Below are 22217 nucleotides of genomic sequence, written 5' to 3'. Positions count from 1 at the left end.
TCATCCTAGGGTGGGTGGCATGGTTCCCTCACACCCAGGCCGCCGGTCCCGTGGAGTCGCCTCCCGCGCCTCTCGTCCCTCGCGCCGCACCCCCGCCGCAGGGCCTCGGGCCGCCGAGTCGGAGGCGGACCCCACGCGCCTGGAACCGGTGCTGACGTCGGAGGGTCGGGCGCTGCTCGATGAGCTCGGGGATGTCTCCGGCCAGGATCCGTTGGCTGTGTCCACACGCCTGCGGGCTCTGGGACACTCTGCGGACGTGGTGGCCGCAGTGCTCACCCAGGCCGGGCTCCGGGCCCGCGCACGGGCCAAGCTGGGGGAGGACGCCGCCGGGTTGCTCCTGACCCGGGACGGCCTGGAGCAGGCCACCCGCCCGGTGGTCGCCCGGGTGCACGCTCAGCGTCTGCGCGAGGCGGGCGCCCGGCGTGTGGCAGATCTCGGCTGTGGGCTCGGCCTGGACTCCCTCGCCTTCGCCCGTGCCGGGCTCGAGGTGACCGCGGTGGAGAAGGATCCCACGGTGGCCGCAGCCGCGGCGGCGAACCTCGCCGCACACGCGGGCGCGCATGTGGAGACCGGTGACGCCGTCGCGTGGGCCGGCGAGCACCTGGCCGAGCCCGCTCCCGGGGAGGCGGTGTGGCTCGACCCGGCCCGGCGGCGCATCGGTGGGGGCGGCACGGCCCGGGTGTTCGACCCGGAGGCGTTCTCCCCTCCGCTGTCCTTCGTGGAGGCCCTCGCCGCCCGCGGCTGCACGGTGGGCGTGAAGCTCGGCCCCGGCATCCCGCATGAGGCGCTCTCCCCGGAGGCCGAGGCCCAATGGGTCAGTGTGGACGGGGACGTCACGGAGGCGGTGCTGTGGTTCGGTGCGGCCCGTCGCCCCGGGGTGCGCCGGGCCGCCCTCGCCCTGGACACCCGCGGGGGTCAGGTCTGCTCCGCGGAGCTTGTCAGCGCTGAACCGCCTGGGGGGTCCCCGGCGGTCTCCGCGGTGGGGGAGGAGGGTATGGCGGGGCTGGTGGGGCACCTGCTGCTCGAGCCGGACGGTGCTGTGATCCGGGCGGGCCTGGTGACGGATCTCGCGGTGGGGCTCGGGCCCGAGGTGCGTCTGCTGGACGAGCACCTGGCTTATCTGACGGCCCCGGAGGTGCCCGCGCATCCGCTTGCCCGGCGCTACCGTGTGCTGGCCGTCCAGGACCTCAACCTCAAGGCGCTCAAGCGGTGGGCGGCGGAGACCGGGGTGGGCCGCCTGGACGTGAAGAAGCGCGGGGTGGCCCTGGCCCCGGAGCAGGTGCGTGCCCGGGTGCTCGGCTCGGGGCGTTCGCGCGGTGGCCGCCACGCCACCCTCGTGCTCGCCCGGGTGGGGGAGGGCCGGTACGCGCTGGAGGTTGAGCCCCTGGACGACGGCGGCGCTCGCTGAGTGCCCCGGCCTCACCGGGTCTCGGGGGAGGCTTCCGGCTCCGCCCCTGGCAGAACCCTGGCAGTCGCTTGGTGCGAGTGCCAACCCCGCGCTAGAGTCGGCATTGGCACTCGGGCAGACCGGGTGCCAAGCCTGAGGAAGGGCCCAGCGGCACCGCGACGACGCCGGGTCTCACCGTCCTGGCACCCGCAAGCCTGACACCGCGACGCCGGCCCTGCCGCCGTCGTCGCACGACGAACAGAAGGAGTGTGCAGCCATGTCTGTCTCCATCAAGCCCCTCGAGGACCGCATCGTCGTCCGCCCGCTGGAGGCCGAGCAGACCACCGCGTCGGGCCTGGTCATCCCGGACACCGCCAAGGAGAAGCCGCAGGAGGGCCAGGTCGTGGCCGTGGGCCCGGGCCGTGTGGCCGAGAACGGCAACCGCGTGCCCGTGGACGTGAACGAGGGCGACGTCGTCCTCTACTCCAAGTACGGCGGCACCGAGGTCAAGGTCGGCGGCGAGGAGTACCTGGTCCTCTCCGCCCGCGACGTCCTGGCCGTCGTCGCCAAGTGATGCTCCGCGTGGGGCCCGGGACCGGTTCACGGCCCGGGCCCCACGCGTCCGTGCTCCCGCGCCCGGCGCGGTGAGCCCCCGAACTCCTCAGATCCGCAGCACCGAAAGGAGCGCACATCATGGCCAAGCAGCTGGCATTCAACGATGACGCGCGCCGTGCCCTCCAGGCCGGCATCGACAAGCTCGCCGACACCGTCAAGGTGACCCTCGGCCCCAAGGGCCGCAACGTGGTCCTCGACAAGGCGTGGGGTGCCCCGACCATCACCAACGACGGCGTGACCATCGCCCGCGAGGTGGAGCTCGAGGACCCGTACGAGAACATGGGCGCCCAGCTCGCCAAGGAGGTCGCCACCAAGACCAACGACATCGCCGGCGACGGCACCACCACCGCCACCGTGCTGGCCCAGGCCCTCGTGAACGAGGGCATGCGCCAGGTGGCCGCCGGTGCCGCCCCGAACGAGGTCAAGAAGGGCATCGAGGCCGCTGTGGCCGCCGTCGAGGCCCGTCTGCAGGAGAACGCCCGCCCCGTGGAGGGCAAGGAGGTGGCCCACGTGGCCGCCATCTCCGCCCAGAACGACGAGGTCGGCGAGCTGCTGGCCCGCGCCTTCGACACCGTGGGCACGGACGGCGTGATCACCATCGAGGAGTCCTCCACCACCTCCACCGAGCTGGACGTGACCGAGGGCATGCAGTTCGACAAGGGCTACCTCTCCCCGTACATGGTCACCGACGCCGAGCGTCAGGAGGCCGTGCTCGAGGACGCCTACGTGCTGATCAACTCCGGCAAGATCTCCAACGTGCAGGAGCTGCTGCCCCTGCTGGAGAAGGTGCTGCAGGCCAACAAGCCGCTGTTCGTGATCGCCGAGGATGTCGAGGGTGAGGCCCTGTCCACCCTTGTGGTGAACAAGATCCGCGGCACCCTGAACGTGGTGGCCGTGAAGGCCCCGGGCTTCGGCGACCGCCGCAAGGCCATGATGCAGGACATCGCGATCCTCACCGGCGCCACCGTGGTCTCCCCGGATCTCGGCATGAAGCTGGACCAGGCGGACCTCGATGTGCTCGGCTCCGCCCGCCGCATCACCGTGTCCAAGGACAACACCACCATCGTGGACGGCGGCGGCGAGAAGGCCGACGTGGATGCCCGCGTCGCCCAGATCAAGGCCGAGGTGGCTGCCACGGACTCCGATTGGGACCGTGAGAAGCTCCAGGAGCGCCTGGCCAAGCTCGCTGGTGGCATCGGTGTGATCCGTGTGGGCGCCGCCACCGAGGTGGAGCTCAAGGAGCGCAAGCACCGCATCGAGGACGCCGTGTCCTCCACGCGTGCGGCCCTGGAGGAGGGCATCGTCGCTGGCGGCGGCACCGCCCTGATCAACGCGCTGGCCGTGCTCGACGAGGACGCTGACGTCCAGGCCCTCACGGGCGACGCCGCGGCCGGTGTGGAGATCGTCCGCAAGGCTCTGAAGCAGCCGCTGCGCTGGATCGCCCAGAACGCGGGTGAGGACGGCTACGTGGTGGTCTCCAAGGTGGCCGAGCTGGAGCCGAACCACGGCTTCAACGCCAAGACCGGCGTGTACGGGGACCTCATCGCCGACGGTGTGATCGACCCCGTGAAGGTGACCCGCTCCGCGCTGGCCAATGCCGCCTCCATCGCGGCGCTCGTGCTCACCACCGAGACCCTCGTGGCGGACAAGCCCGCCGAGGAGGCTGAGGCCGGTCACCAGCACTGACCCCCTTTCCTGCTCCGGGCCCCACCGGCCCGGAGTGCAGCACGGCCCCGCACCTGATCAGGGGCGGGGCCGTGGCTGTGTTCAGGTGCGGTGATCGGGGCCTGGGCGCGGGCATGCGGAAGGGCCCCGCACACCTGACGGTGTGCAGGGCCCTGACCTGCGTGCTCCGCCGCTCCGTGGGACGGGCGGCTCAGCGCGGACGGATCAGAAGATGCCGTTCTTCGCGCCGTTCAGCGCGGACGGGGCGAAGTTGCCGGTAGTGCGGGAGTCGAAGGTGTCGCCCACGTTGATCTGCTGCGATCCGGAGATCGGGCCGTTGATCACGAAGCGGGAAGCCGGGGTGCCCTGCGTGGCGGCGTCGAACTCGGCCAGCTTCTGGTCGTAGTACGCCTGGCAGGCAGCCTCGGCACCGGTCTCGGCCAGGGTCGGAGCCAGGGCCACCGCGGGGTTGACGGTCGGGGTGACCTGGATGTACTGCGGATTGTTGTAGAACCGACCGCCCTTCCACTCGTCGCCGTAGAGGAAGTAGATGTCGAGGTCCATCTCCGCAGCTCCGCCGCTGGCGGCGAGGGAGCCGCCGTAGAACTCCCACAGGATGCGCTGCTCGAGGGCGTCCTGGGCCTGCACCCACGAGCTGTCCCGCACGTTGGGCTGCTTCGTGTCATTCGTGTTGTTGGCGTAGGTGTTCGCGGGGCGCCACTGGCCACCGTTGACCTGGAACTGCCCCCACGAGGAGGTGATGTAGTTCACGGCGCGGCCGTCACGGGTGTCGTTGGCGTTGGGAGCGGTGGCGGCGGCGCGGGTCTCGACCGTGAAGGCCAGGCGGTTGGTGTAGTCGATCTGCTGCTCCACGCCCGAGATGTTCTTCACGTTGAGGTACACGTGCTGGTCGCTCCCGTCCAGCTGGCTGCCGGGGTGGTAGAAGTTCAGCTCGAACAGGGGCGTGGTCACGGCCTGTGCCGCGGCCAGAGCGTTGGTGAAGGCCTGGTCGATCGCGGCGACGCTCGCGGCGGAGCAGCCGAGCACCGGCGAAGGCGAAGCGGCGCGGGCGGGGGAGGACACGGCCACAGCCACGGCCGGCACGGACCAGGCCGCACCCTTGGCCACGGAGCGGCGGGAGATGTTCTGAGTCATAGGATTCCTTCTCAGGTCGCGAGGAAACGCCGCCTCGAGGTGGCGGTCAAGGGTGAGAGCCGGCGTCACAGCCCGCTCACCCGATTCAGTATACCCGACCTGTCCTCGAACGTATCCAGAGCGGACCTTCTGTGAATCACCCCACGGTCCCCGCGGTGCGCTCCGGCTCCCGCCCGGCCGCCTGCTCCGGCCGGGCCTCCACGATGCCCTCCTCTTCGTCTGCCATCACGTCGGTGCGCGGGGCGTCGTAGCGGCTGCGGTCGAGGATGCCCTCCTGGCTGGCCACGAGGGTGGGCACGAGCGCCTGGCCGGCGACGTTCACGGCGGTGCGGCCCATGTCCACGATCGGGTCCACAGCCAGCAGCAGTGCCATGCCCTCCAGGGGCAGGCCCGTGGTGGACAGCGTCAGGGTGAGCATCACGGTGGCGCCCGTGGTGCCGGCAGTCGCGGCGGAGCCCAGCACGGAGACGAGCACCACCAGGGCGTACTGGCCCAGGGTCATCTCGATCCCGTAGAACTGCGCCACGAACACGGCTGCCACGGCCGGGTAGATGGCCGCGCACCCGTCCATCTTGGTGGTCGCCCCGAGCGGCACGGCGAAGGAGGCGTAGCCGGTGGGCACGCCGAAGCTGCGCTCGGTCACCCGCTGGGTCACGGGAAGGGTGCCCAGCGAGGAGCGGGAGACGAAGCCCATCTGGAACGCGGGCCACACACCCGTGAAGAACTGCCGCGCGGAGAGCCCGTGCAGGCGTGCCAGCAGCGGGTACACCACGAGCATCACGAGGGCCAGGCCCAGGTACACGGCCAGCACGAACTTCGCGAGGGTGCCCATCGTGGACCACCCGTAGGTGGCCACGGCGTGCCCGAGCAGGCCGACGGTGCCGATGGGGGCGAGGCGGATGATCCACCACAGCACCTTCTGGATCACCGCGAGCACGGAGCGGGAGAACACCAGGAACGGCTCAGCCTTCTCGCCCACCTTCAGGGCGGCCACGCCCACGGCGATCGCGATCACCAGCACCTGCAGCACATTGAAGGACGGGGTGGCAGTCAGGGCGCCGCCGTCCCCGGCGGAGGCGCGCACGGACAGGCCCAGGAAGTTCGCCGGCACCATGGAGGTGAGGAAATCCAGCCAGCCCACGGCCCGGGGCTGGTAGGAGTCCGGGGCGCTCTGCCCGGTGCCCACCCCGGGCTGCATGACCACACCGAGCACGAGGCCGATGAGCACGGCGATCAGGCTGGTCACGGCGAACCACAGCAGGGTCTTGGCGGCCAGGCGCGCGGCGTTCGTCACCTGCGCGAGGTTCGCGATGGAGGCGACGACGGCGAAGAACACCAACGGGATCACGGCGGCCTTGAGCAGGCTCACGTACACCGAGCCGATCAGGGAGAGGGTCTCGCCAAGCCACACGGGGGAGTCCTCGGTGTGGCCCATGCCCCGTGCGGCCAGTCCCAGGAGCAGGCCGAGCACGAGGGCCGCAGCGATCTGCGTGCCGAAGTTCGTGGTCCAAGAGGGAAGGCGACGGCGGGCCGCCGGGGCCGGCGTCGTGCCCTCCGCGGAGGGGAGCGTGCGTGAAGTCATCGCATGAGACTAGGCCCTCCATTACCATGGGTCGGATCAGCGCCGTCTCACTGTGACACACGTGTGACGCCGGTCTCGCGCCGATCCCGTCGTCCGCACCTGCCTCCCACCGTGGCTCCGCCCACGCTCCGGAACCCCGACGGGCCTAGACTGGATGGGCGCATGCCCACCCCTGAAGCGAAAGGCCCCGCGTGAACCCCACCAGCACCGGCCCGTCCTCCGAGCCCGTCCACTCCGCCGCCGACCCCTTCGGCTTCTTCGGCCTCACCTACGACGACGTCCTGCTGCTGCCGAGCGCGACCGACGTGATCCCGGCCGAGGCGGACACGAGCACCCAGCTCACGCGCAACATCCGCCTGAACATCCCCGTGGTGTCCGCGGCCATGGACACCGTTACCGAGGCCCCGCTGGCCATCGCGATCGCCCGCCAGGGCGGCATGGGCATCATCCACCGCAACCTGTCCATCGAGGACCAGGCCCGCCACGTGGACACTGTCAAGCGCTCCGAGTCCGGCATGATCACCGACCCGGTGACCATCGGTCCGAAGGCCACCCTCGCCGAGCTCGACGAGCTGTGCGCCCAGTACCGCGTGTCCGGCCTGCCCGTGGTGGACGCGGACATGACCCTGCTGGGCATCATCACCAACCGGGACACCCGCTTCATCCCCCACGAGCAGTGGCAGACCCGCACGGTGGACACCGCGATGACCCCGATGCCGCTGGTCACCGCCCGCGACGGCATCACCCGAGACGAGGTCCTGGACCTGTTCTCCAAGAACCGTGTGGAGAAGCTGCCCCTGGTGGACGGCGACGGCCGACTCACCGGCCTGATCACCATCAAGGACTTCGACAAGGCCGAGAAGTACCCTGACGCCGCCAAGGACGACGACGGCCGCCTGCGCGTGGGCGGTGCCGTCGGCTTCTTCGGTGACGGCTGGGAGCGCGCCATGACCCTCGTGGAGGCCGGTGTGGACGCCCTCGTGGTGGACACCGCCAACGGCCACACCCACGGCGTGCTGGACATGATCGCCCGCCTGAAGAAGGAGAAGGCGGCCGCGCACGTGGACGTCATCGGCGGCCAGGCGGCCACCTACGCTGGCGCCAAGGCCATCGTGGACGCCGGCGCGGACGCCGTGAAGGTGGGCGTGGGCCCGGGCTCGATCTGCACCACCCGCGTGGTGGCCGGCGTCGGCGTGCCCCAGGTCACCGCCATCTATGAGGCCGCGAAGGCCACCCGCCCGGCGGGGGTCCCGCTGATCGCCGACGGCGGCCTGCAGCACTCCGGCGACATCGGCAAGGCCCTCGTGGCCGGCGCCGAGTCCGTGATGCTCGGCTCCCTGCTGGCCGGCACCGCCGAGTCCCCGGGCGATCTCGTGTTCTACCAGGGCAAGCAGTTCAAGGCCTACCGCGGCATGGGCTCCCTGGGGGCCATGCAGACCCGCAACGGCAAGCGCTCCTTCTCCAAGGACCGCTACTTCCAGGCCGACGTGCCGGACGAGGACAAGCTGATCCCCGAGGGCATCGAGGGGCAGGTGCCCTTCCGCGGCCCGCTGGCCTCCGTGGTGCACCAGCTCGTGGGTGGCCTGCGCCAGACCATGTTCTACACGGGCGCCTCCACGGTGGACGAGCTCAAGGAGAACGGCCGGTTCGTGCGCATCACCGCGGCCGGGCTCAAGGAGTCCCATCCGCACGACATCATGATGACCGTCGAGGCCCCGAACTACCGGACCCGCTGACCACGGTCCGGCACGCGGCCCGACACCGCGCGCTGCACCGCTGACGCGCGCAGCACAGCACGGCGCCCCCGTCCCTGGTGGACGGGGGCGCCGTGCTGTGCGGAGTCCGCTCCGGATCAGGCGCGCTCACGCGGGGTCAGGCCGGCTCTCGCGGGGTCAGAGGCCGCGGCACTGGCCTTCCTTGGAGCCGCGGACCACGTTGCCGCCGCCGGTGGGGGCGTAGCGGTTCTCCGTGCACTGGAGGTTGCCGTCCACGCGGTTCCCCTGGATGTACAGGGAACCGCCGTTCTTCTCCACCTGGACGTCGCCGCCCACGGTATTGCGGCCCACCGCCGCGTGGCCGGACTCCTTCACCTGGATGTTGCCGCCCACCACGGACGAGCGGGCCATCAGGCGGTTGCGCAGGGAGGAGTCCTGCTGGATGTCGCCGGAGATGCGGGCCCAGGAGAGGGACACCGTGCCGCCCATGCGGCTGAACTGGGCGTTGCCGCCCACACGGAGGCGGGTGGTGGTCACGGTGCCGCCGCGCTCCACCTGGACGTCGCCGTCGACGCGGGTGGCGTGGGCGCGCAGCAGGCGCTGGCCGGTGGCCTGCACGTTGCCGTCGACGCGGCCGCCGGTCATGTCGAGGGTGGCGCCGCGGGCGACGGTCACGTTGCCGCGCACGGTGACGCCGTTCAGGGTGCAGCGGGCGGAGGCAGGTACATGCAGGTCACCGGAGACCACCGTGGAGGACAGCGTCCCGGTGCAGGCCCGGGCGGCGGAGGCCTCGGGTGCGAGAGCGGTGGCGGTGAGACCGCCGGCGAGCAGGGTGAGGGCGGCGAGGCCGCCGGAGAGACGAGAGGCGAACGAGGTCACGAGAGCTCCTAGGGGATGGACGGACCAGAGAGATCCGGGAGGGTGGCGGACGTGGCCTCGTCGAGCCGGAAAGACCGACGACCGACGAGGAGGCGGTGAACCCGCGGCCACATGCGGACGCCCCCGTCCGCGGCGCGGAGGCGATGGCGGGCGGGGGCGTCTCACGGAGGTGACACGGGGTTCGGTCGCCGACCCTACCGAGGCCCCCGGTCTGTGGCCAGGCTTCCTCGGCGAGTCTCACGCAACAGGGCGGACCCGGGACCCGCGCCGACCACCGGGCCGTTGGTGCCAGGGGCTGGGCTACGCTGGGACGGTGACGAACCAGATCGAGATCGGACGCGGCAAGCGCGCGCGACAGGCCTTCTCCTTCGATGATGTCTCGGTGGTGCCCACGCGGCGCACCCGGGACCCGCAGGACGTGAACCTGTCCTGGCGCATCGACGCCTACACGTTCGGCATGCCCGTGATCGGCGCACCGATGGACTCGGTGATGAGCCCGGAGACCGCCATCGCCCTGGGCCGCCTCGGCGGCCTCGGCGTGCTGAACCTCGAGGGCCTGTGGACCCGCCACGAGGATCCGGCCCCGCTGCTCGAGGAGATCGCCTCCCTCGACGCGCAGACCGACCCCTCCGCCGTCACCCGCCGGCTGCAGGAGATCTACGCCGCCCCCATCCAGGCCGAGCTGATCACCCGCCGTCTGGCTGAGATGCGCGAAGCCGGCGTGGTGGTGGCAGGCTCCCTGACCCCCCAGAACACCCGCGAGTTCTCCGACACCGTCCTGGCCGCCGGCGTGGACCTGTTCGTGATCCGGGGCACCACGGTGTCCGCGCAGCACGTGTCCACCACGAACGAGCCCCTGGACCTGAAGAAGTTCATCTACGAGCTCGACGTGCCCGTGATCGTCGGCGGCGTGGCCGGCTACACCCCGGCCCTGCACCTGATGCGCACGGGCGCGGCGGGCGTGCTCGTCGGCTTCGGCGGCAGCTCCTCCCGGACGACGCGCCGCGCCGTGGGGGTCCGCGTCCCCATGGCCACCGCCATCGCGGACATCGCCGAGGCCCGCCGCGACTACATGGACGAGTCCGGCGGCCGCTACGTGCACGTGATCGCCGACGGCGGTGTGAGCACCTCCGGCGAGATCGTCAAGGCGATCGCCATGGGTGCGGACGCCGTCGTGCTCGGCGCCGCCCTGGCCCGCGCTGAGGAGGCGCCCGGCCGCGGCTGGCACTGGGGCATGGAGGCCGCCCACCCCGAGGTGCCCCGCGGGCACCGCACCCACGTGGGGCAGGTCGCCCCGCTCCAGGAGGTCCTGTGGGGCCCCAGCCACCACGCCGACGGCACCTCCAACCTCATGGGCGGGCTGCAGCGTGCCATGGCCACCACCGGGTACACCGAGCTCAAGGACTTCCAGAAGGTCGAGGTGCTCGTCACCCCCGGCCACACCGCCTGACCCCCGGCCACACCGCCTGACCCCCGACCGCCCGCCACCCGAAGGGGCTGATACCGCTGCTGCGCACCGCCCTCAAGCCCGTGTGGCTGCTGAGCCTGCTGCTGGCCCTCGCGGCTGCGGGTGTGTTTGTGGGGCTGTCCCGGTGGCAGTTCGAGGCGGCCGAGTCCGCCGCACCCCCGCCCCGGGCCCAGACCGAGAACGCCGTGCCGCTCACAGGGCACCTGCGCCCGGGTGAGCCCGTCACGGGTGCCCAGGCAGACCAGGTGGTGTGGGTGGACGGCGAGTTCCTCCCCGGCACAGACGTGCTGATCGGCTCCCGCCTGCGGGACGGCGAGGACGGGTACTGGACCGTCACCGCCTTCCGGGTGGACGGTGCTGAGGACGGACGCACCGTGCCGGTGGTGCGCGGCTGGTCCGCGCGGGCCGACGTCGTGGACCCCGCCCCGGCCGGGACCGTGCGCGTGACCGGGCGCCTGCTGCCCCCGGACGCCCCGCAGCCGGCCCCCGCCCCCGGTGAGGACACCGCCGGCCGGCCGCTGTACGCCACGCTCTCCCCAGCGCAGCTGGTGAACGCCTGGGACATGCCCGCCTACGCCGCCTATGTGGCGGCCTTCTCCGTGACCGGCCCCTCCGGGGCAGAGGGAGATGCCGGGGCCGAGATGGGCGCCGGTGCCGCGGCCGGCGGCCTGGAGCCCGTGTGGGTGGCCCCGCAGCCGGAGGAGCGGCAGGTCGTGTGGCTCAACGTCTTCTACGGGGTCGAATGGGTGCTCTTCGCGGGCTTCGCCCTGTTCCTGTGGTGGCGGTTCGTGCGGGACGACCACGAGCGCGAGCTGCGGGAGATCGAGCTGGACGAGCAGTGGGCCGCGCAGTGGCGCGCCGAGGAGCTGGCCCGACGCCGGGAGGCGGCACGCCAGGCCAAGCAGAGGGCCCTGCAGGCCCAGGAGAGGAGCAGAACCGATGACCACCCCGCATCCTGACCCGGCCCATCTGCCGGACCCCGAGGACATCACCGAAGCCGACCTGCCCGAACCGCCCCCGCGGCCCGGGCGGGAGCGGCGCCGGTTCGCTGGCACACCCCAGCAGATCCGCTCGGCCTCCGGGCTCTACGTGGTCTGCGCGTGGATCACCGGCGTCATGCTCCTGCTGCTGGTGGGGGAGATGGTGTTCAAGCACGGGTTCGGGCTCGAGCTCTACGCCGGCGGCACCACCGTGGACGGGGACCCGGTGACCCTCGGCCTCCACCCCGAGGACTCGGTGACCGGGGGAGTGAACCTCTCCCTGCTCATCCTCATCGCCCATGGCTGGATGTACGTCGGCTACCTGCTGGCCTCATTCCGGCTGTGGTCGCTGATGCGCTGGGAGCCGATGCGCCTGCTGGCGATGGCCGGCGGCGGCGTCGTGCCCTTCCTCTCGTTCATCGTGGAGAAGCGTATGACGGCCGCGGTCCGGCGCGAGCTGGCCGAGCGCCCCGAGGCCGCCCGACGGTACTGACGCCCTCGACTATCCTTGGTCGGGTGACCGAGACCGCACCCACCCCGGACCAGCCCGCCCCGCTGAGCGAGACCCTGCCCACCGTCCTGGTGATGGACTTCGGCGCGCAGTACGCCCAGCTCATCGCCCGGCGTGTCCGCGAGGCCAATGTCTACTCGGAGGTGGTGCCCGCCTCCACCCCCGCCGACGAGGTCCTCGCGCGCAAGCCCGCCGCGCTCATCCTCTCCGGGGGCCCCTCCTCTGTATACGAGGCCGGCGCCCCCCAGTTGGACCCCGCCCTGCTCGAGGCCGGCGTGCCCGTGCTGGGCCTCTGCTACGGCTTCCAGTCGATCGCGCACGCGCTCGGCGGCACCGTGGCCCGCACCGGTACCCGCGAGTACGGCTCCACCCGCCTCACTGAGATGGACGCCGACTCCGTGCTCTTCGCCGGTCAGGACCTCGACCAGGTCGTGTGGATGTCCCACGGGGACGCCGTCACCGCCGCCCCCGAGGGCTTCACGGTGACCGCCACTACCGCCGGCGCCCCCGTGGCCGCCTTCGAGGACCGCGAGCGCCGGATCTTCGGTGTGCAGTGGCATCCGGAGGTGGGCCACTCCCAGCGCGGCCAGGAGGTGCTCGAGCACTTCCTGCACGACGGCGCCGGCCTCGCCTCGGACTGGACCGCCGAGAACGTGATTGAGGAGCAGGTCGCCCGCATCCGTGAGCAGATCGGGGACAAGCGCGCCATCTGCGGTCTCTCCGGCGGTGTGGACTCCGCTGTGGCCGCGGCCCTGGTGCAGCGTGCCATCGGTGACCGTCTCACCTGCGTCTACGTGGACCACGGCCTCATGCGTGAGGGTGAGTCTGCGGAGATCGAGCAGGCGTTCGGTGAGGCCCACGGCGGTGCCCGCCTGGTGATGGTGGACGCCCGTGAGGACTTCCTCTCCGCGCTGGAGGGCGTCACGGATCCCGAGCGCAAGCGCAAGATCATCGGTGAGCGGTTCATCCGCACCTTCGAGCGGGCGCAGGCGGACATCGTGCTGGAGTCCGAGCACGACCCGGACGCCACCGAGGTCCGCTTCCTCGTGCAGGGCACCCTGTACCCGGACGTCGTGGAGTCCGGCGGCGGCGACGGTGCCGCGAACATCAAGTCGCACCACAATGTGGGCGGTCTGCCGGACGACATCGAGTTCGAGCTCTGCGAGCCGCTGCGCGCCCTGTTCAAGGATGAGGTCCGTGCCGTGGGTGCCGAGCTCGGCCTGCCCGAGGGCATCGTGCACCGTCAACCGTTCCCGGGCCCGGGCCTGGGCATCCGCATCATCGGTGAGGTCACCCAGGAGCGCCTGGACCTGCTGCGCCAGGCGGACGCGATCGTGCGGGCGGAGCTGACCGCCGCCGGCCTGGACCGGCAGATCTGGCAGTGCCCGGTGGTGTTGCTGGCGGATGTGCGCTCGGTGGGCGTGCAGGGTGACGGCCGCACTTACGGCCATCCGATCGTGCTGCGCCCGGTCACCTCCGAGGACGCGATGACCGCCGACTGGGCCCGCATCCCCGCCGAGGTGCTCTCCCGGATCTCCAACCGGATCACCAACGAGGTGGACGGCATCAACCGGGTGGTGCTCGATGTGACCAGCAAGCCCCCGGGAACCATCGAGTGGGAGTGAGCGGCGCCTGACGCCGCGTGCGGGCCGGCCTCAGGGCCGGCCCGCACCCCCGGCCGGGCCCGCCCCGGTCCTGTGACGAGCAGCAGCCCGGCCGGACGTCCCCGGCCGGGTCCGCAGAGGAAGGACCCCACGTGACCGATCAGGAGTTCCCGCGCCTGGCCCGAGCCCGTGCCGCGGCGAGGCCCGCCGAGGAGACTGTGCGCCCCGATCCCGCCGCGTGGGTGGCCTCGCTGGGCACGGGGGCCGAGAGCGACACCATGCTGCGCTTCGCCCCCTCGGCCGCGAACAGCATCGACCTCACGGATGCCTCCACCTCCGGGCTCTCCCAGCTGCTGCTCGGCCGCCGCACCCGCCTGTCCACGCTGCTGCCGGCCGGACCGGCCCTGGACCAGGCCCAGGAGGTCGCCCACGCCCTGCGCTCGGCCGTGCGTCGTCTTTCGGAGGAGCGGGGGATCGACGTCGGCGCGCTCGCCGTGGGCGTGGCCACCTGGAGCGCGCACGAGGACGGCCGCCGGGAGCGGCGCACCGCGCCCGTGCTCCTGGCGCGTCTGGCGTTCACTGTGCGCCGCGGGGCCCGCGGCCGGGACGAGGTGGAGCTGCAGATCACCGAGCCGGCGCGTCTGAACCCGGCACTGCAGCGCAACCTGCGCCGGCACCACGGCATCCGTCTGGATGCGGAGGCCTACCGGGATGCCGCCTATGCGATGGCCCGCATGGAGCCGGCCCCGGCCCTGGCCCGTCTGCGCGAGGAGGCCGCGGCCATCGAGGACCTCCAGGTGACCGACCGCCTGCTGGTGTCCACGTTCGCGGACCTCGGGGACACCGCCTCCCTGCCGGAGTCCCTGGAAGAGCTGCCGGTGGTGCAGGCCCTCTACGACGCCGGCACGGGCATGGTGCCGCGCCCGCCCGCCCTGGGCTCCACGGACCTCCCCCCGGTGGACGAGCGCGAGCCCGCCCAGGAGCGCCTGGTGCTCGACGCCGACACCTCCCAGCAGGGCGTGCTCGACCACGCCCTCGCCGGCCGGTCCCTCGTGGTGGATGCCGCCCCCGGCACCGGCCAGACCCAGACCGCCGCGAACCTGGCGGCCGCGCTGGCCTGGGAGGGGCGTCGGGTGCTCGTGGTGGCCGAGCGCGCCACCGCGCTCAGCGACGTCCACGACCGCCTCGCCGAGGCGGGCCTGCGGGACATCGTGCTGGATGTGCCCGCCCACGCGGACCCGGAGCGCCTGCGCGCCCAGCTCGTGGCCGGCGTCCTGCGCGCCGAGCGGGCCTCCGAACCGGACCGCGCCCGGGCCGACGTCGAGCTGGTGGAGCGCCGCCGCCGCCTGCGCGAGCACGTCGAGTCCCTGCACCATGTGCGCCCGCGCTGGGGCTGCTCCCCGTTCCAGGCGATGCAGGCCCTGGCCGCGCTCACCGGCCTGGACACGCCGCCGTCCACCACCGTGCGCCTCAAGCGCTCCGTGCTGGACGCCACCGTGAACCGGCAGGCTGTGGCCGAGCAGCTGGTGCGTGCCGGCGAGCTCGGCGCCTTCGACCACGACGCCACCCGGAGCCGCTGGTTCGGCGCCCGTGTGCGCAACGTGCAGGAGACGGAGGTGGCCGGGGAGCTGGTCGAGGAGCTCTCGGCCCTGCTGCACACCACCCGGCGCACCGTGGAGACCGCCGCCGAGCAGGCCGGTCTGCGCCGTCCGCGCACCGTGGCCGACTGGGCCGAGCATGTGGACCTGTACGCCCGCACCGCCCGCTGCCTGGCGATGATGTCCCCGGAGGTCTTCACCCTGGACGTGCCGCAGCTGGTGGCCGCGACCGCCTCGAGCCAGTGGCGCCGGACGAACCTCGTGGAGATGTCCTCGGTGGCCCGCTCCCGCCTGCGCCGCCAGGCCAAGGACGCCGTGCGCCCGGGGCACCAGCCCCCGGACCTGCACCAGGAGATGCTGGATGTTGAGGAGGTGCTCGCCGACTGGCGTCGCCTCGCCGCGGACCCCTCCTCCCTGCCGGCGGTCCCGGACCAGGGTGAGCGGGCCCGGGAGTCCGTGGCCGAGGTGGTGGACCGGCTGGACCGCCTGGCCGCGGTGCTCGCCCCCGAGGCGACCGCCCGCACGCCCCTGACGGACCGGGGCCTGGACGAGCTCATGGCCGTGGTGGACGGCCTCGTGGCCGACCGCCCCACGCTGACCACCCTGCCCGAGCGGACCCTCGTGCTGGACCAGCTGCGCGACCACGGGCTGGCCGAGCTGCTGGAGGACCTCCACACCCGCGAGGTCCCTGCGGACCGGCTGCGCGGCGAGCTCGAGCTGGCCTGGTGGCAGTCCGCCCTTGAGGCCATGATCTCCGGGGACGACTTCCTGGCCATGATGAGCGGGGACGACCTCGCCGCCGCGGAGCGGGACTTCCGCGAGGCCGACCGCGCCCACCTCGCCGCCGGCGCCCAGCGGCTGGGTGCGGTGCTGGCCGAGCGCTGGCGTGCGGCGCTGGGCACCTACCGGGCGGACGCCTCCGTGCTGCGCTCGCTGCTGCGCCAGGGCCGTCCCACCGTGGAGGCCCTGGCCACCCTGGCCCCCGAGGTGCTGCAGCCGCTCGTGCCCGTGGTGACGACCTCCCCGATGGCCCTGACGGCGTTCCCCGCCGAGTGGCAGGCGGACGTGGTGATCCTGCTGGAGGCGGACGTGTCCGCGCTGGCCGCAGTCGTGGGCGCCCTCACCCGAGCCCCGCAGGTGGTGGCGTTCGGCGACCCGGCCATCGGCCGGCCCCAGTCCTTCCAGGTGTCCGTGGACCCGACCGCCACCGCGGGGCCGCTGCGCCCGCTGCGCTCGGCCCACGCCGGGCTGGCCGAGGTGCTGCCGCGCCTGACCCTGCGCCAGGTGCACCGGCCGCTGGAGCGCAGCCTGGTCCGCCTGGTCTCCGCCCTCGCCTACGGCAACGAGCTCGACGCCGTCCCCTCGGCCGGGGAGTTCACGGACCGGGGGCGGAACGTCACCGCGGAGTACGTGGAGGACGGCATCGGCATCCCGATGACCGGTGGGGACGTGGTCGAGTCCACGGACGCCGAAGTGGCCCGCACCGTGCGGCGCGTGTTCGAGCACATCCGGGACCGCCCGGAGGAGTCCCTGGCGGTGGTCACGGTATCCGAGCAGCATGCCCGCCGGGTGGCCGCTGCTGTGCAGGCCACCGCGGCTCAGGCGCCGTGGGCGGCGGAGTTCCTCTCCCGTGGCCGGGGTGAGGACGCCGCCCCGGGGGAGCCGTTCGTGATCGTCCCGGTGACCCGTGCCGCGTCGGTGGTGCGCGACGCCGTGCTCCTCACCCCCGGCTATGGACGCACCCCGCACGGGCGGGTGGTGCACCACTTCGGGGCGGTCTCGGATCCGGGCGGTGAGCGCATGCTCACGATCGCCCTGACCCGGGCGCGGACCCGTCTGCACCTGGTCTCAGCGCTGCGGGCTTCGGACCTGGAGGAGGAGCGCCTGGACGGCGGGGCCCTGTGGTTCCTGCGCCTGTTGGAGGTGTACCTGGGCCAGGAGCGTTCGGTGCAGCCGGGGACCACCCGGGATCCGCTGCTCACGGACCTGCGCGACCGCCTGGTGGAGCACGGGGCCGTGGTGGCGGCGCGTCACGCCGGGTTCATGGATCTGGCGGCCGCGGACGCCCGGGGCCCGCGGGGGCGGTCCCGCCCGTTGGCCCTGCTGGGCGACGGCGGCGACGCCTACCGGGCGATGAGCGTGCGCGAGCGCTCCCGTCGCCTGCCTGAGCGGCTCGAGGAGCGCGGCTGGGATCCGGTGACCCTGTGGGCGATCGACGTGTTCGCGGACCCGGAGGCCGTGGCCGACCGGCTCGCCGAGCGCCTGGGGCTGCCGCTGGAGGAGCCGGACGAGGACGACGACGCCGCGGCGGCCTCGGATGCCGACTGACGCCCGGTCCGGGAGCGAGCCCGGAGGCATGCCGGGGCCCGCAGACGAGCGCAGGCACCTGACCGCGCAGGGGCCACAAACCCCGGCGGGGCGACGGCGGCGGGGCCCCCGGCGCGCGGACGCACCCGGCACGGGGCCGGCGTCGGCGGATGGGCCTGAGCCGGTGCTGCCGGGCGCTCAGCCGGCGGCAGGTGCGCTGACCGGGGCGGGTGTGGCCGAGGAGCCTGCCGCCCTGGACGAGCGGGGCCGGTGGCTGCTGGCGCAGCGCCCCCCGCACTGGGGGTGACCGGCCCCCCGCCCGGGCGGGCCGAACGCCGCGCCGGGGCAGGGATGGGGTGCGTCAGGAGCCGGAGGCGGCGGACGACGTCGTGGACGCGCCGGAGCCGCCGGTGCCGCCCCGGGAGTCGGTGCGGTAGAAGCCCGAGCCCTTGAAAGTGACGCCCACGGAGCCGTAGTGCTTGCGCAGCGTGCCCCCGCACACGGGGCACTCGGTCAGGGCGTCCTCGGTGATGGACTGCACGGCGTCGAACGCGTGGCCGCAGTCCCTGCAGCGGTAGGCGTAGGTGGGCATGGCGGGCCTCTCTGGGCGGGTGGCCGCGCTCGTGGCGGCGGTGCGGAGACAGAACAGCCCCCGATGCTACTCCGCGCCGGCACCGTCCCCGGAACCGAGGTGGCCTCCGCCGAACCAGTGCAGGCCCGCCGCGGTCACCACGGCGTCCACGGGGGCGTCGGTGGCCTCGGTGGGCACGGCCCCGGCCGGGAACACCTCGTGGGAGAACACGTGCGCGATCCGCGGCACGGCGGCGTCCATCCCGGCCAGCAGGCGGTCGTAGTAGCCGCCGCCCTGGCCCAGGCGCATCCCGGCGCCGTCCACGGCCAACCCGGGCAGCACGAGGGCCACGGCCCCGGCGAGGGACTCCGGGCCCAGGCGCGGGCCGACGGGCTCGTCCACGGGGGCCAGCCGGGCCCGGGCCACCGGCACGCCCGGCGTCCACGGGGTCCAGAGCAGGCCGCGCTCCGGGGCGATCACGGGCACCAGGATCCGTGCCCCGGCCGCGTGCAGTCTGGCCCGCAGCGGGCCGGTGTCCGGTTCGGTGGGCATCGGCAGCACGGTGGCCACGGTGGGCCGGCCCCCACCCTGCGCGGCCGCGGCGGCTAGGCGCGGGCCGAGCCAGCCCATCAGGTGGGCTGCGGCGGCCTCGGCCTCGGCGGCACGCACACCCGGGTCCTGCGCACGACGCCGGGCCCGCACCCGGGTGCGCAGGGCCGCCTTGGCGGCGGCGACGTCGTCCCCGGCCTGCGCCGGCATGAGCGTGGGCGCGGGCATGGGCTCGGGCGTGGGCACGGATGCGGGGGAGGGAGGGCTGACGGGGGGAACGGGTGGCACAGGACCATCCTGCCGGGTCCGCCGGGGAACGGGCAGGCCGGGTACACCTAGGATCGGGCGCATGACCCTGAACGGCTCCTCCCGGCATGCGTCCTGGCCCGTCGCTCTGCGGCACGGGACGCTCACCCTGCGGCCGCTGACCCGTCGCGACCGCCGGGCCTGGGAGGAGCAGCGCCGTGTGAACGCGGACTGGCTCACCCCCTGGGACGCCACCAGCCCCGTGCCGGGGACGGCCCCGGCGAGCTTCGCGCAGATTGTGCGCTGGCACGGCCGCCAGGCCAGGGCCGGCACCTCCTACACATGGGGGATCGCCCTGGACGAGGACGCCCCCGGCAGGGACCGGCTCATCGGCCTGCTCAGCCTGGGCGGGGTGCAGTACGGCTCCGTGCGCTCGGGGGCTGTGGGGTACTGGATCGACCGCCGTCACGCCGGCCAGGGGATCGCCCCCACCGCCGTGGCCATGTGCGTGGACTGGGCCCTGCACGGGCTGGGCCTGCACCGGGTCGAGGTGAACATCCGCCCGGAGAACCGCGCCAGCCTGCGCGTGGTGGAGAAGCTGGGGCTCCGGGAGGAGGGGCTGCGCCGCGCCTACCTCCACGTGGACGGCGCCTGGCGGGACCACCGCAGCTTCGCCGTCACCGCCGAGGAGGTGCCCGAGGGCCTGCTCGCCCGATGGCTGGCCTCACGGCCGGTAGGCTGAGACCCATGGACGCGTGGGACACCCTGTGGGCACAGCTGAGGGATGCCCTCGGCGTGTTCGGCGAGGCGAGCGTGAACGCCGCCGCCGTCATCCTCGCCACCCTGACGGTGGGCATCTGGCGCCTGTCGTCCCTGCTGCGTGACCGCGCCGCCGCCCGGGCGGCTCGGACGTCGTCGTTCGAGAGGACCGAGATGACTGACACCCCTGACACGCACCGGCGAGGCCGGGGCTTCCACGTGCGCTGGGAGCGCACCGCGCTGGCCGCGGTGGCCGTCCTCGCCCTCACGGTGGCGGCTGTCACCGCGGTGGCCGCACTGACCGGGGTCTCGCTCACCTCCGTGGCGGTCGTCGCCGGGGTGGTGGCCCTCGCCGCCGGCGGCACGCTCGCCGCCCTGATCTCTCGGGACTCCGGTGCCGCCCCCGCCGAGCAGGCCCACGAGGCCGCCGCCCCCGCGGACGCCCCCGCAGCGGGGCCCACGGCGGACCCGGCCCGGGACCGCCGCATCCTCGACACCGTCCTGGCCCTGCGGGACGAGCCTGCCGCCCCCGCCACGGCCGCCGCCCCCACTCCCGTGGCCGCCGCGGAACGTCCGGCCGCTGCCCCAGCTCCGGCCCCCGCCGTGGCCGTGACCTCCGTGCCCCGCCCGACCTACCTGGATGCACCCGTGGTGGAGCGCGCCGTGCCCGAGCCCTACGCCGCCGAGCCGGTGCCCGCCGCCACAGCCCGCCTCAAGGATGGCGCCGGCGCCGACCACCGCGAGCGGATCGTCGCCGAGCGCGCCCAGGCTGAGGCCCGTGCCGAGGCGGACCGCCTCGCCGAGGAGCAGGACTCCGCCGAGGTCACCGCCCTGGACCTGGACTCGGTGCTGGCCCGCCGCAGGGCCTCCTGACCCCGCCACCCGGAGCCCCCTGCCCCGGGCGGGAATATGCGCCTACACTGGGCGCCGTGCCCCGCCCGGAGACTTCCCCCGCCCCGCCGCCCGCGTTCGAGACGCGGGCGGGTGCCTATGCGCTCGTCCTGCAGGACGACGCCGTCCTCCTCACCGCCTGGCGCGGCCCCGACGGGTTGCGGTGGACCCTGCCCGGCGGCGGCATCGAGCTGGGCGAGAGCCCGGAGCAGGCCTGCGTGCGGGAGGTCCTCGAGGAGACCGGCTTCAGCGCCGAGCTCACCGGCCTGCTGGGCGTGACCACCGGGGACGTCCCGGCGGCACGGCGCCTGGGCCACAAGGAGCTGCCGCTGCTGACCGTGCAGGTGTACTTCGGTGCGCGCCTGACCGGCGGCACCCTCTGCCCGGAGGCGGAGGGCTCCACCGTGGACGCCCGCTGGTTCCCCCTGGCCGAGGTCCCCTCCCTGCCCACTGTCTGGTGGGTCACCAGTGCGCTGGCGTTGGCCGGTGTCGCCCTGCCCGGTGGGGGAAGGACCGCATGAGCGGCGGCCCGTCCGCCGCGCGCCTCCTGGCCCGCCCTGCGGCCCTGGCCCTGGCCGGTGCGCTGGTCCTCACCGGGTGCGGCCGTCCCGCCCCGGCCCCCACGACGGCGGCCCCCACCGGTTCCCCGGTGACGGTCACCGCGGGTCAGACCCGCCTGGAGCAGGCCGTGGCGGCCGTCGTCGAGCGTCATCTACGCCACCGCGGGCACCCGGTGCAGGCCGCCCCGGAGGGTGCGAGCCCGTGGACGGTGTCCGGGGAGGGCTCCGTGGCCGTGGTGGACACCCTGCGCCTGGCCCTCGAGGCGGACCCGGCGGGCATGCTCCCGGCCCCCACGGCGGCCGGCTCGGCCACCGGGGCACCGGCGGCCCCGTCTGTGCCCGCCTCCGGCACAGCCTCGCCCTCCCCACTGCCCCTGGGGCGGGCCCCCCGTGCCGGTGGTCCAGAGGAGGCCGAGCGTGTGGTGGAGGCCGGTCTGGCCCGTGCTGCCGCTGGCGTGGACGTCGCCCTGCCCCCGGGCAGCGCCGAGGCCTCCGCGTCCCCGTCCCCGAAGCCGACCCTGCCGGGCCGGGAGCAGGCCCCCGAGGTGCTGGCCTCCAGCCCGGCCGTCCTGCAGCTCGGGGTGGCCGTCACCGCGGCCACCGCCGCCCGCGGGCAGATGGACTCCATGGACGACCTCAACGGCCACTGCGTGCAGCAGACCGTCGCGGTGCCCACACACCTGGGCCAGGCCCCGGAGCTCGAACGCGCCACCTCCCTGCTGTACGAGCGCCTGGGCGCGCTCGCCGGGTGCCGGCCGGCGTCGTGGTCCACCGCGGCCGAGGACGTCACCGCCCCCCTGATCGTGGACGAGGCCCGGGCCGGGCTGGTGTACACCACGGACCCGGAGCTCGACCCCTCCGCCCTCGTCCTCCTCGGCGACGCCACCGGTGTGCTGCCCAGTGGGCGGATCGCCGCCCTCGCCCAGCCCGAGGCCCTCGACGCCGACGCCCAGGCCGCCCTGAAGGAGGTGCTGGACGCCCTCGACGCCGAGGCCCTCACCGTCCTGGCCCGGGTCACCTCCGGCCCGGACGCCCTCTCGGCCGAGGACGCCGCCCAGTACTGGCTCGTCACACAGGGGCTCGAGGTGGCGCCTGAGGGGTGGATCGCCCCGCAGGGCTCCTGGTTCTGAGGCCCGCCGGCCGGGGCCTGCACGCCCGCCGCCGAGATTGAAGGG

18 protein-coding genes are annotated in these 22217 nt (G+C 73.8%); 13 read left to right on the top strand and 5 right to left on the bottom strand.

The features are described 5' to 3' along the window. Positions 1–19 precede the first annotated feature (19 nt). The 3 genes from SPI96_RS08115 (at position 20) to groL (ending at position 3688) form a co-directional block, all read left to right on the top strand. Positions 20–1408, top strand: coding sequence for a class I SAM-dependent methyltransferase (locus SPI96_RS08115; RefSeq protein ID WP_321081863.1), 1389 nt, complete (start codon positions 20–22; stop codon positions 1406–1408). Positions 1409–1664: 256 nt separating this feature from the next. After that, positions 1665–1961, top strand: a complete 297-nt coding sequence (groES, locus tag SPI96_RS08110; RefSeq protein ID WP_321081862.1) for a co-chaperone GroES — start codon at positions 1665–1667, stop codon at positions 1959–1961. A gap of 119 nt (positions 1962–2080) precedes the next feature. Then, positions 2081–3688, top strand: coding sequence for a chaperonin GroEL (gene groL / locus SPI96_RS08105; protein WP_321081861.1), 1608 nt, complete (start codon positions 2081–2083; stop codon positions 3686–3688). A gap of 204 nt (positions 3689–3892) precedes the next feature. On the opposite strand, the gene SPI96_RS08100 is transcribed toward groL, so the two are convergent. Further along, entirely contained in the window at positions 3893–4822 is a 930-nt protein-coding gene (locus tag SPI96_RS08100; RefSeq protein WP_321081860.1) for a hypothetical protein, read from the bottom strand. A gap of 136 nt (positions 4823–4958) precedes the next feature. After that, a complete protein-coding gene (locus SPI96_RS08095) occupies positions 4959–6404 on the bottom strand; it encodes a dicarboxylate/amino acid:cation symporter (RefSeq protein ID WP_321081859.1) in 1446 nt (481 codons plus the stop codon). A 191-nt stretch (positions 6405–6595) separates the two neighbouring features. Here SPI96_RS08095 and guaB point away from each other — a divergent pair, with 191 nt between their 5' ends. Further along, positions 6596–8140: an IMP dehydrogenase gene (gene guaB, locus SPI96_RS08090; protein ID WP_321081858.1), complete on the top strand. Its 1545-nt coding sequence runs from the start codon at positions 6596–6598 to the stop codon at positions 8138–8140. Positions 8141–8296: 156 nt separating this feature from the next. Here the strand turns inward: guaB and SPI96_RS08085 are convergent, their stop codons facing one another. Continuing rightward, positions 8297–8998, bottom strand: a complete 702-nt coding sequence (locus SPI96_RS08085) for a hypothetical protein (RefSeq protein ID WP_321081857.1) — start codon at positions 8996–8998, stop codon at positions 8297–8299. 313 nt (positions 8999–9311) lie between these two features. Here SPI96_RS08085 and SPI96_RS08080 point away from each other — a divergent pair, with 313 nt between their 5' ends. The 5 genes from SPI96_RS08080 to SPI96_RS08060 all read left to right on the top strand — a co-directional run bounded on the left by SPI96_RS08080 (position 9312) and on the right by SPI96_RS08060 (position 17487). Further along, the gene (locus SPI96_RS08080) at positions 9312–10448 is read left to right on the top strand and encodes a GuaB3 family IMP dehydrogenase-related protein (protein ID WP_321081856.1); all 1137 of its coding nucleotides are present in this window, start codon (positions 9312–9314) and stop codon (positions 10446–10448) included. A gap of 80 nt (positions 10449–10528) precedes the next feature. Next, positions 10529–11425, top strand: a complete 897-nt coding sequence (locus tag SPI96_RS08075; protein WP_321081855.1) for an SURF1 family protein — start codon at positions 10529–10531, stop codon at positions 11423–11425. Then, positions 11406–11939: a DUF3817 domain-containing protein gene (locus SPI96_RS08070; RefSeq protein WP_321081854.1), complete on the top strand. Its 534-nt coding sequence runs from the start codon at positions 11406–11408 to the stop codon at positions 11937–11939. Before SPI96_RS08075 ends, SPI96_RS08070 begins: the two co-directional genes overlap by 20 nt. 23 nt (positions 11940–11962) lie before the next feature. After that, a complete protein-coding gene (gene guaA / locus SPI96_RS08065; protein WP_321081853.1) occupies positions 11963–13582 on the top strand; it encodes a glutamine-hydrolyzing GMP synthase in 1620 nt (539 codons plus the stop codon). Positions 13583–13713: 131 nt separating this feature from the next. Beyond that, complete coding sequence (locus SPI96_RS08060) at positions 13714–17487, top strand: hypothetical protein (RefSeq protein ID WP_321081852.1); 3774 nt, start codon at positions 13714–13716, stop codon at positions 17485–17487. 340 nt (positions 17488–17827) lie between these two features. On the opposite strand, the gene SPI96_RS08055 is transcribed toward SPI96_RS08060, so the two are convergent. Both SPI96_RS08055 and SPI96_RS08050 read right to left on the bottom strand, forming a co-directional pair. Continuing rightward, positions 17828–18058 (bottom strand): FmdB family zinc ribbon protein, encoded by a 231-nt coding sequence (locus SPI96_RS08055; RefSeq protein WP_321081851.1) that lies wholly within the window; start codon positions 18056–18058, stop codon positions 17828–17830. A 66-nt stretch (positions 18059–18124) separates the two neighbouring features. After that, on the bottom strand, positions 18125–18814 hold the full coding sequence (locus SPI96_RS08050) for a 5-formyltetrahydrofolate cyclo-ligase (protein WP_321081850.1): 690 nt from the start codon (positions 18812–18814) through the stop codon (positions 18125–18127). Between the two features lie 121 nt (positions 18815–18935). Here SPI96_RS08050 and SPI96_RS08045 point away from each other — a divergent pair, with 121 nt between their 5' ends. Genes SPI96_RS08045 through SPI96_RS08030 form a run of 4 tightly spaced genes read left to right on the top strand, consistent with a single transcriptional unit; the run spans position 18936 to position 22172 of the window. After that, positions 18936–19574: a GNAT family protein gene (locus SPI96_RS08045; RefSeq protein ID WP_321081849.1), complete on the top strand. Its 639-nt coding sequence runs from the start codon at positions 18936–18938 to the stop codon at positions 19572–19574. 5 nt (positions 19575–19579) lie between these two features. Continuing rightward, positions 19580–20464 (top strand): hypothetical protein, encoded by an 885-nt coding sequence (locus SPI96_RS08040; RefSeq protein ID WP_321081848.1) that lies wholly within the window; start codon positions 19580–19582, stop codon positions 20462–20464. 56 nt (positions 20465–20520) lie between these two features. Next, the gene (locus SPI96_RS08035) at positions 20521–21003 is read left to right on the top strand and encodes an NUDIX hydrolase (protein WP_321081847.1); all 483 of its coding nucleotides are present in this window, start codon (positions 20521–20523) and stop codon (positions 21001–21003) included. Further along, on the top strand, positions 21000–22172 hold the full coding sequence (locus SPI96_RS08030) for a glycine betaine ABC transporter substrate-binding protein (protein WP_321081846.1): 1173 nt from the start codon (positions 21000–21002) through the stop codon (positions 22170–22172). The genes SPI96_RS08035 and SPI96_RS08030 overlap by 4 nt, the downstream gene beginning before the upstream one ends. Positions 22173–22217 lie beyond the last annotated feature (45 nt).

This window comes from Micrococcus sp., from assembly GCF_034179925.1.
GTDB lineage: Bacteria > Actinomycetota > Actinomycetes > Actinomycetales > Micrococcaceae > Micrococcus.
The sequence above is the reverse complement of the archived record's forward strand: the minus strand, read 5'-3'. Positions and strand labels throughout refer to the sequence as shown.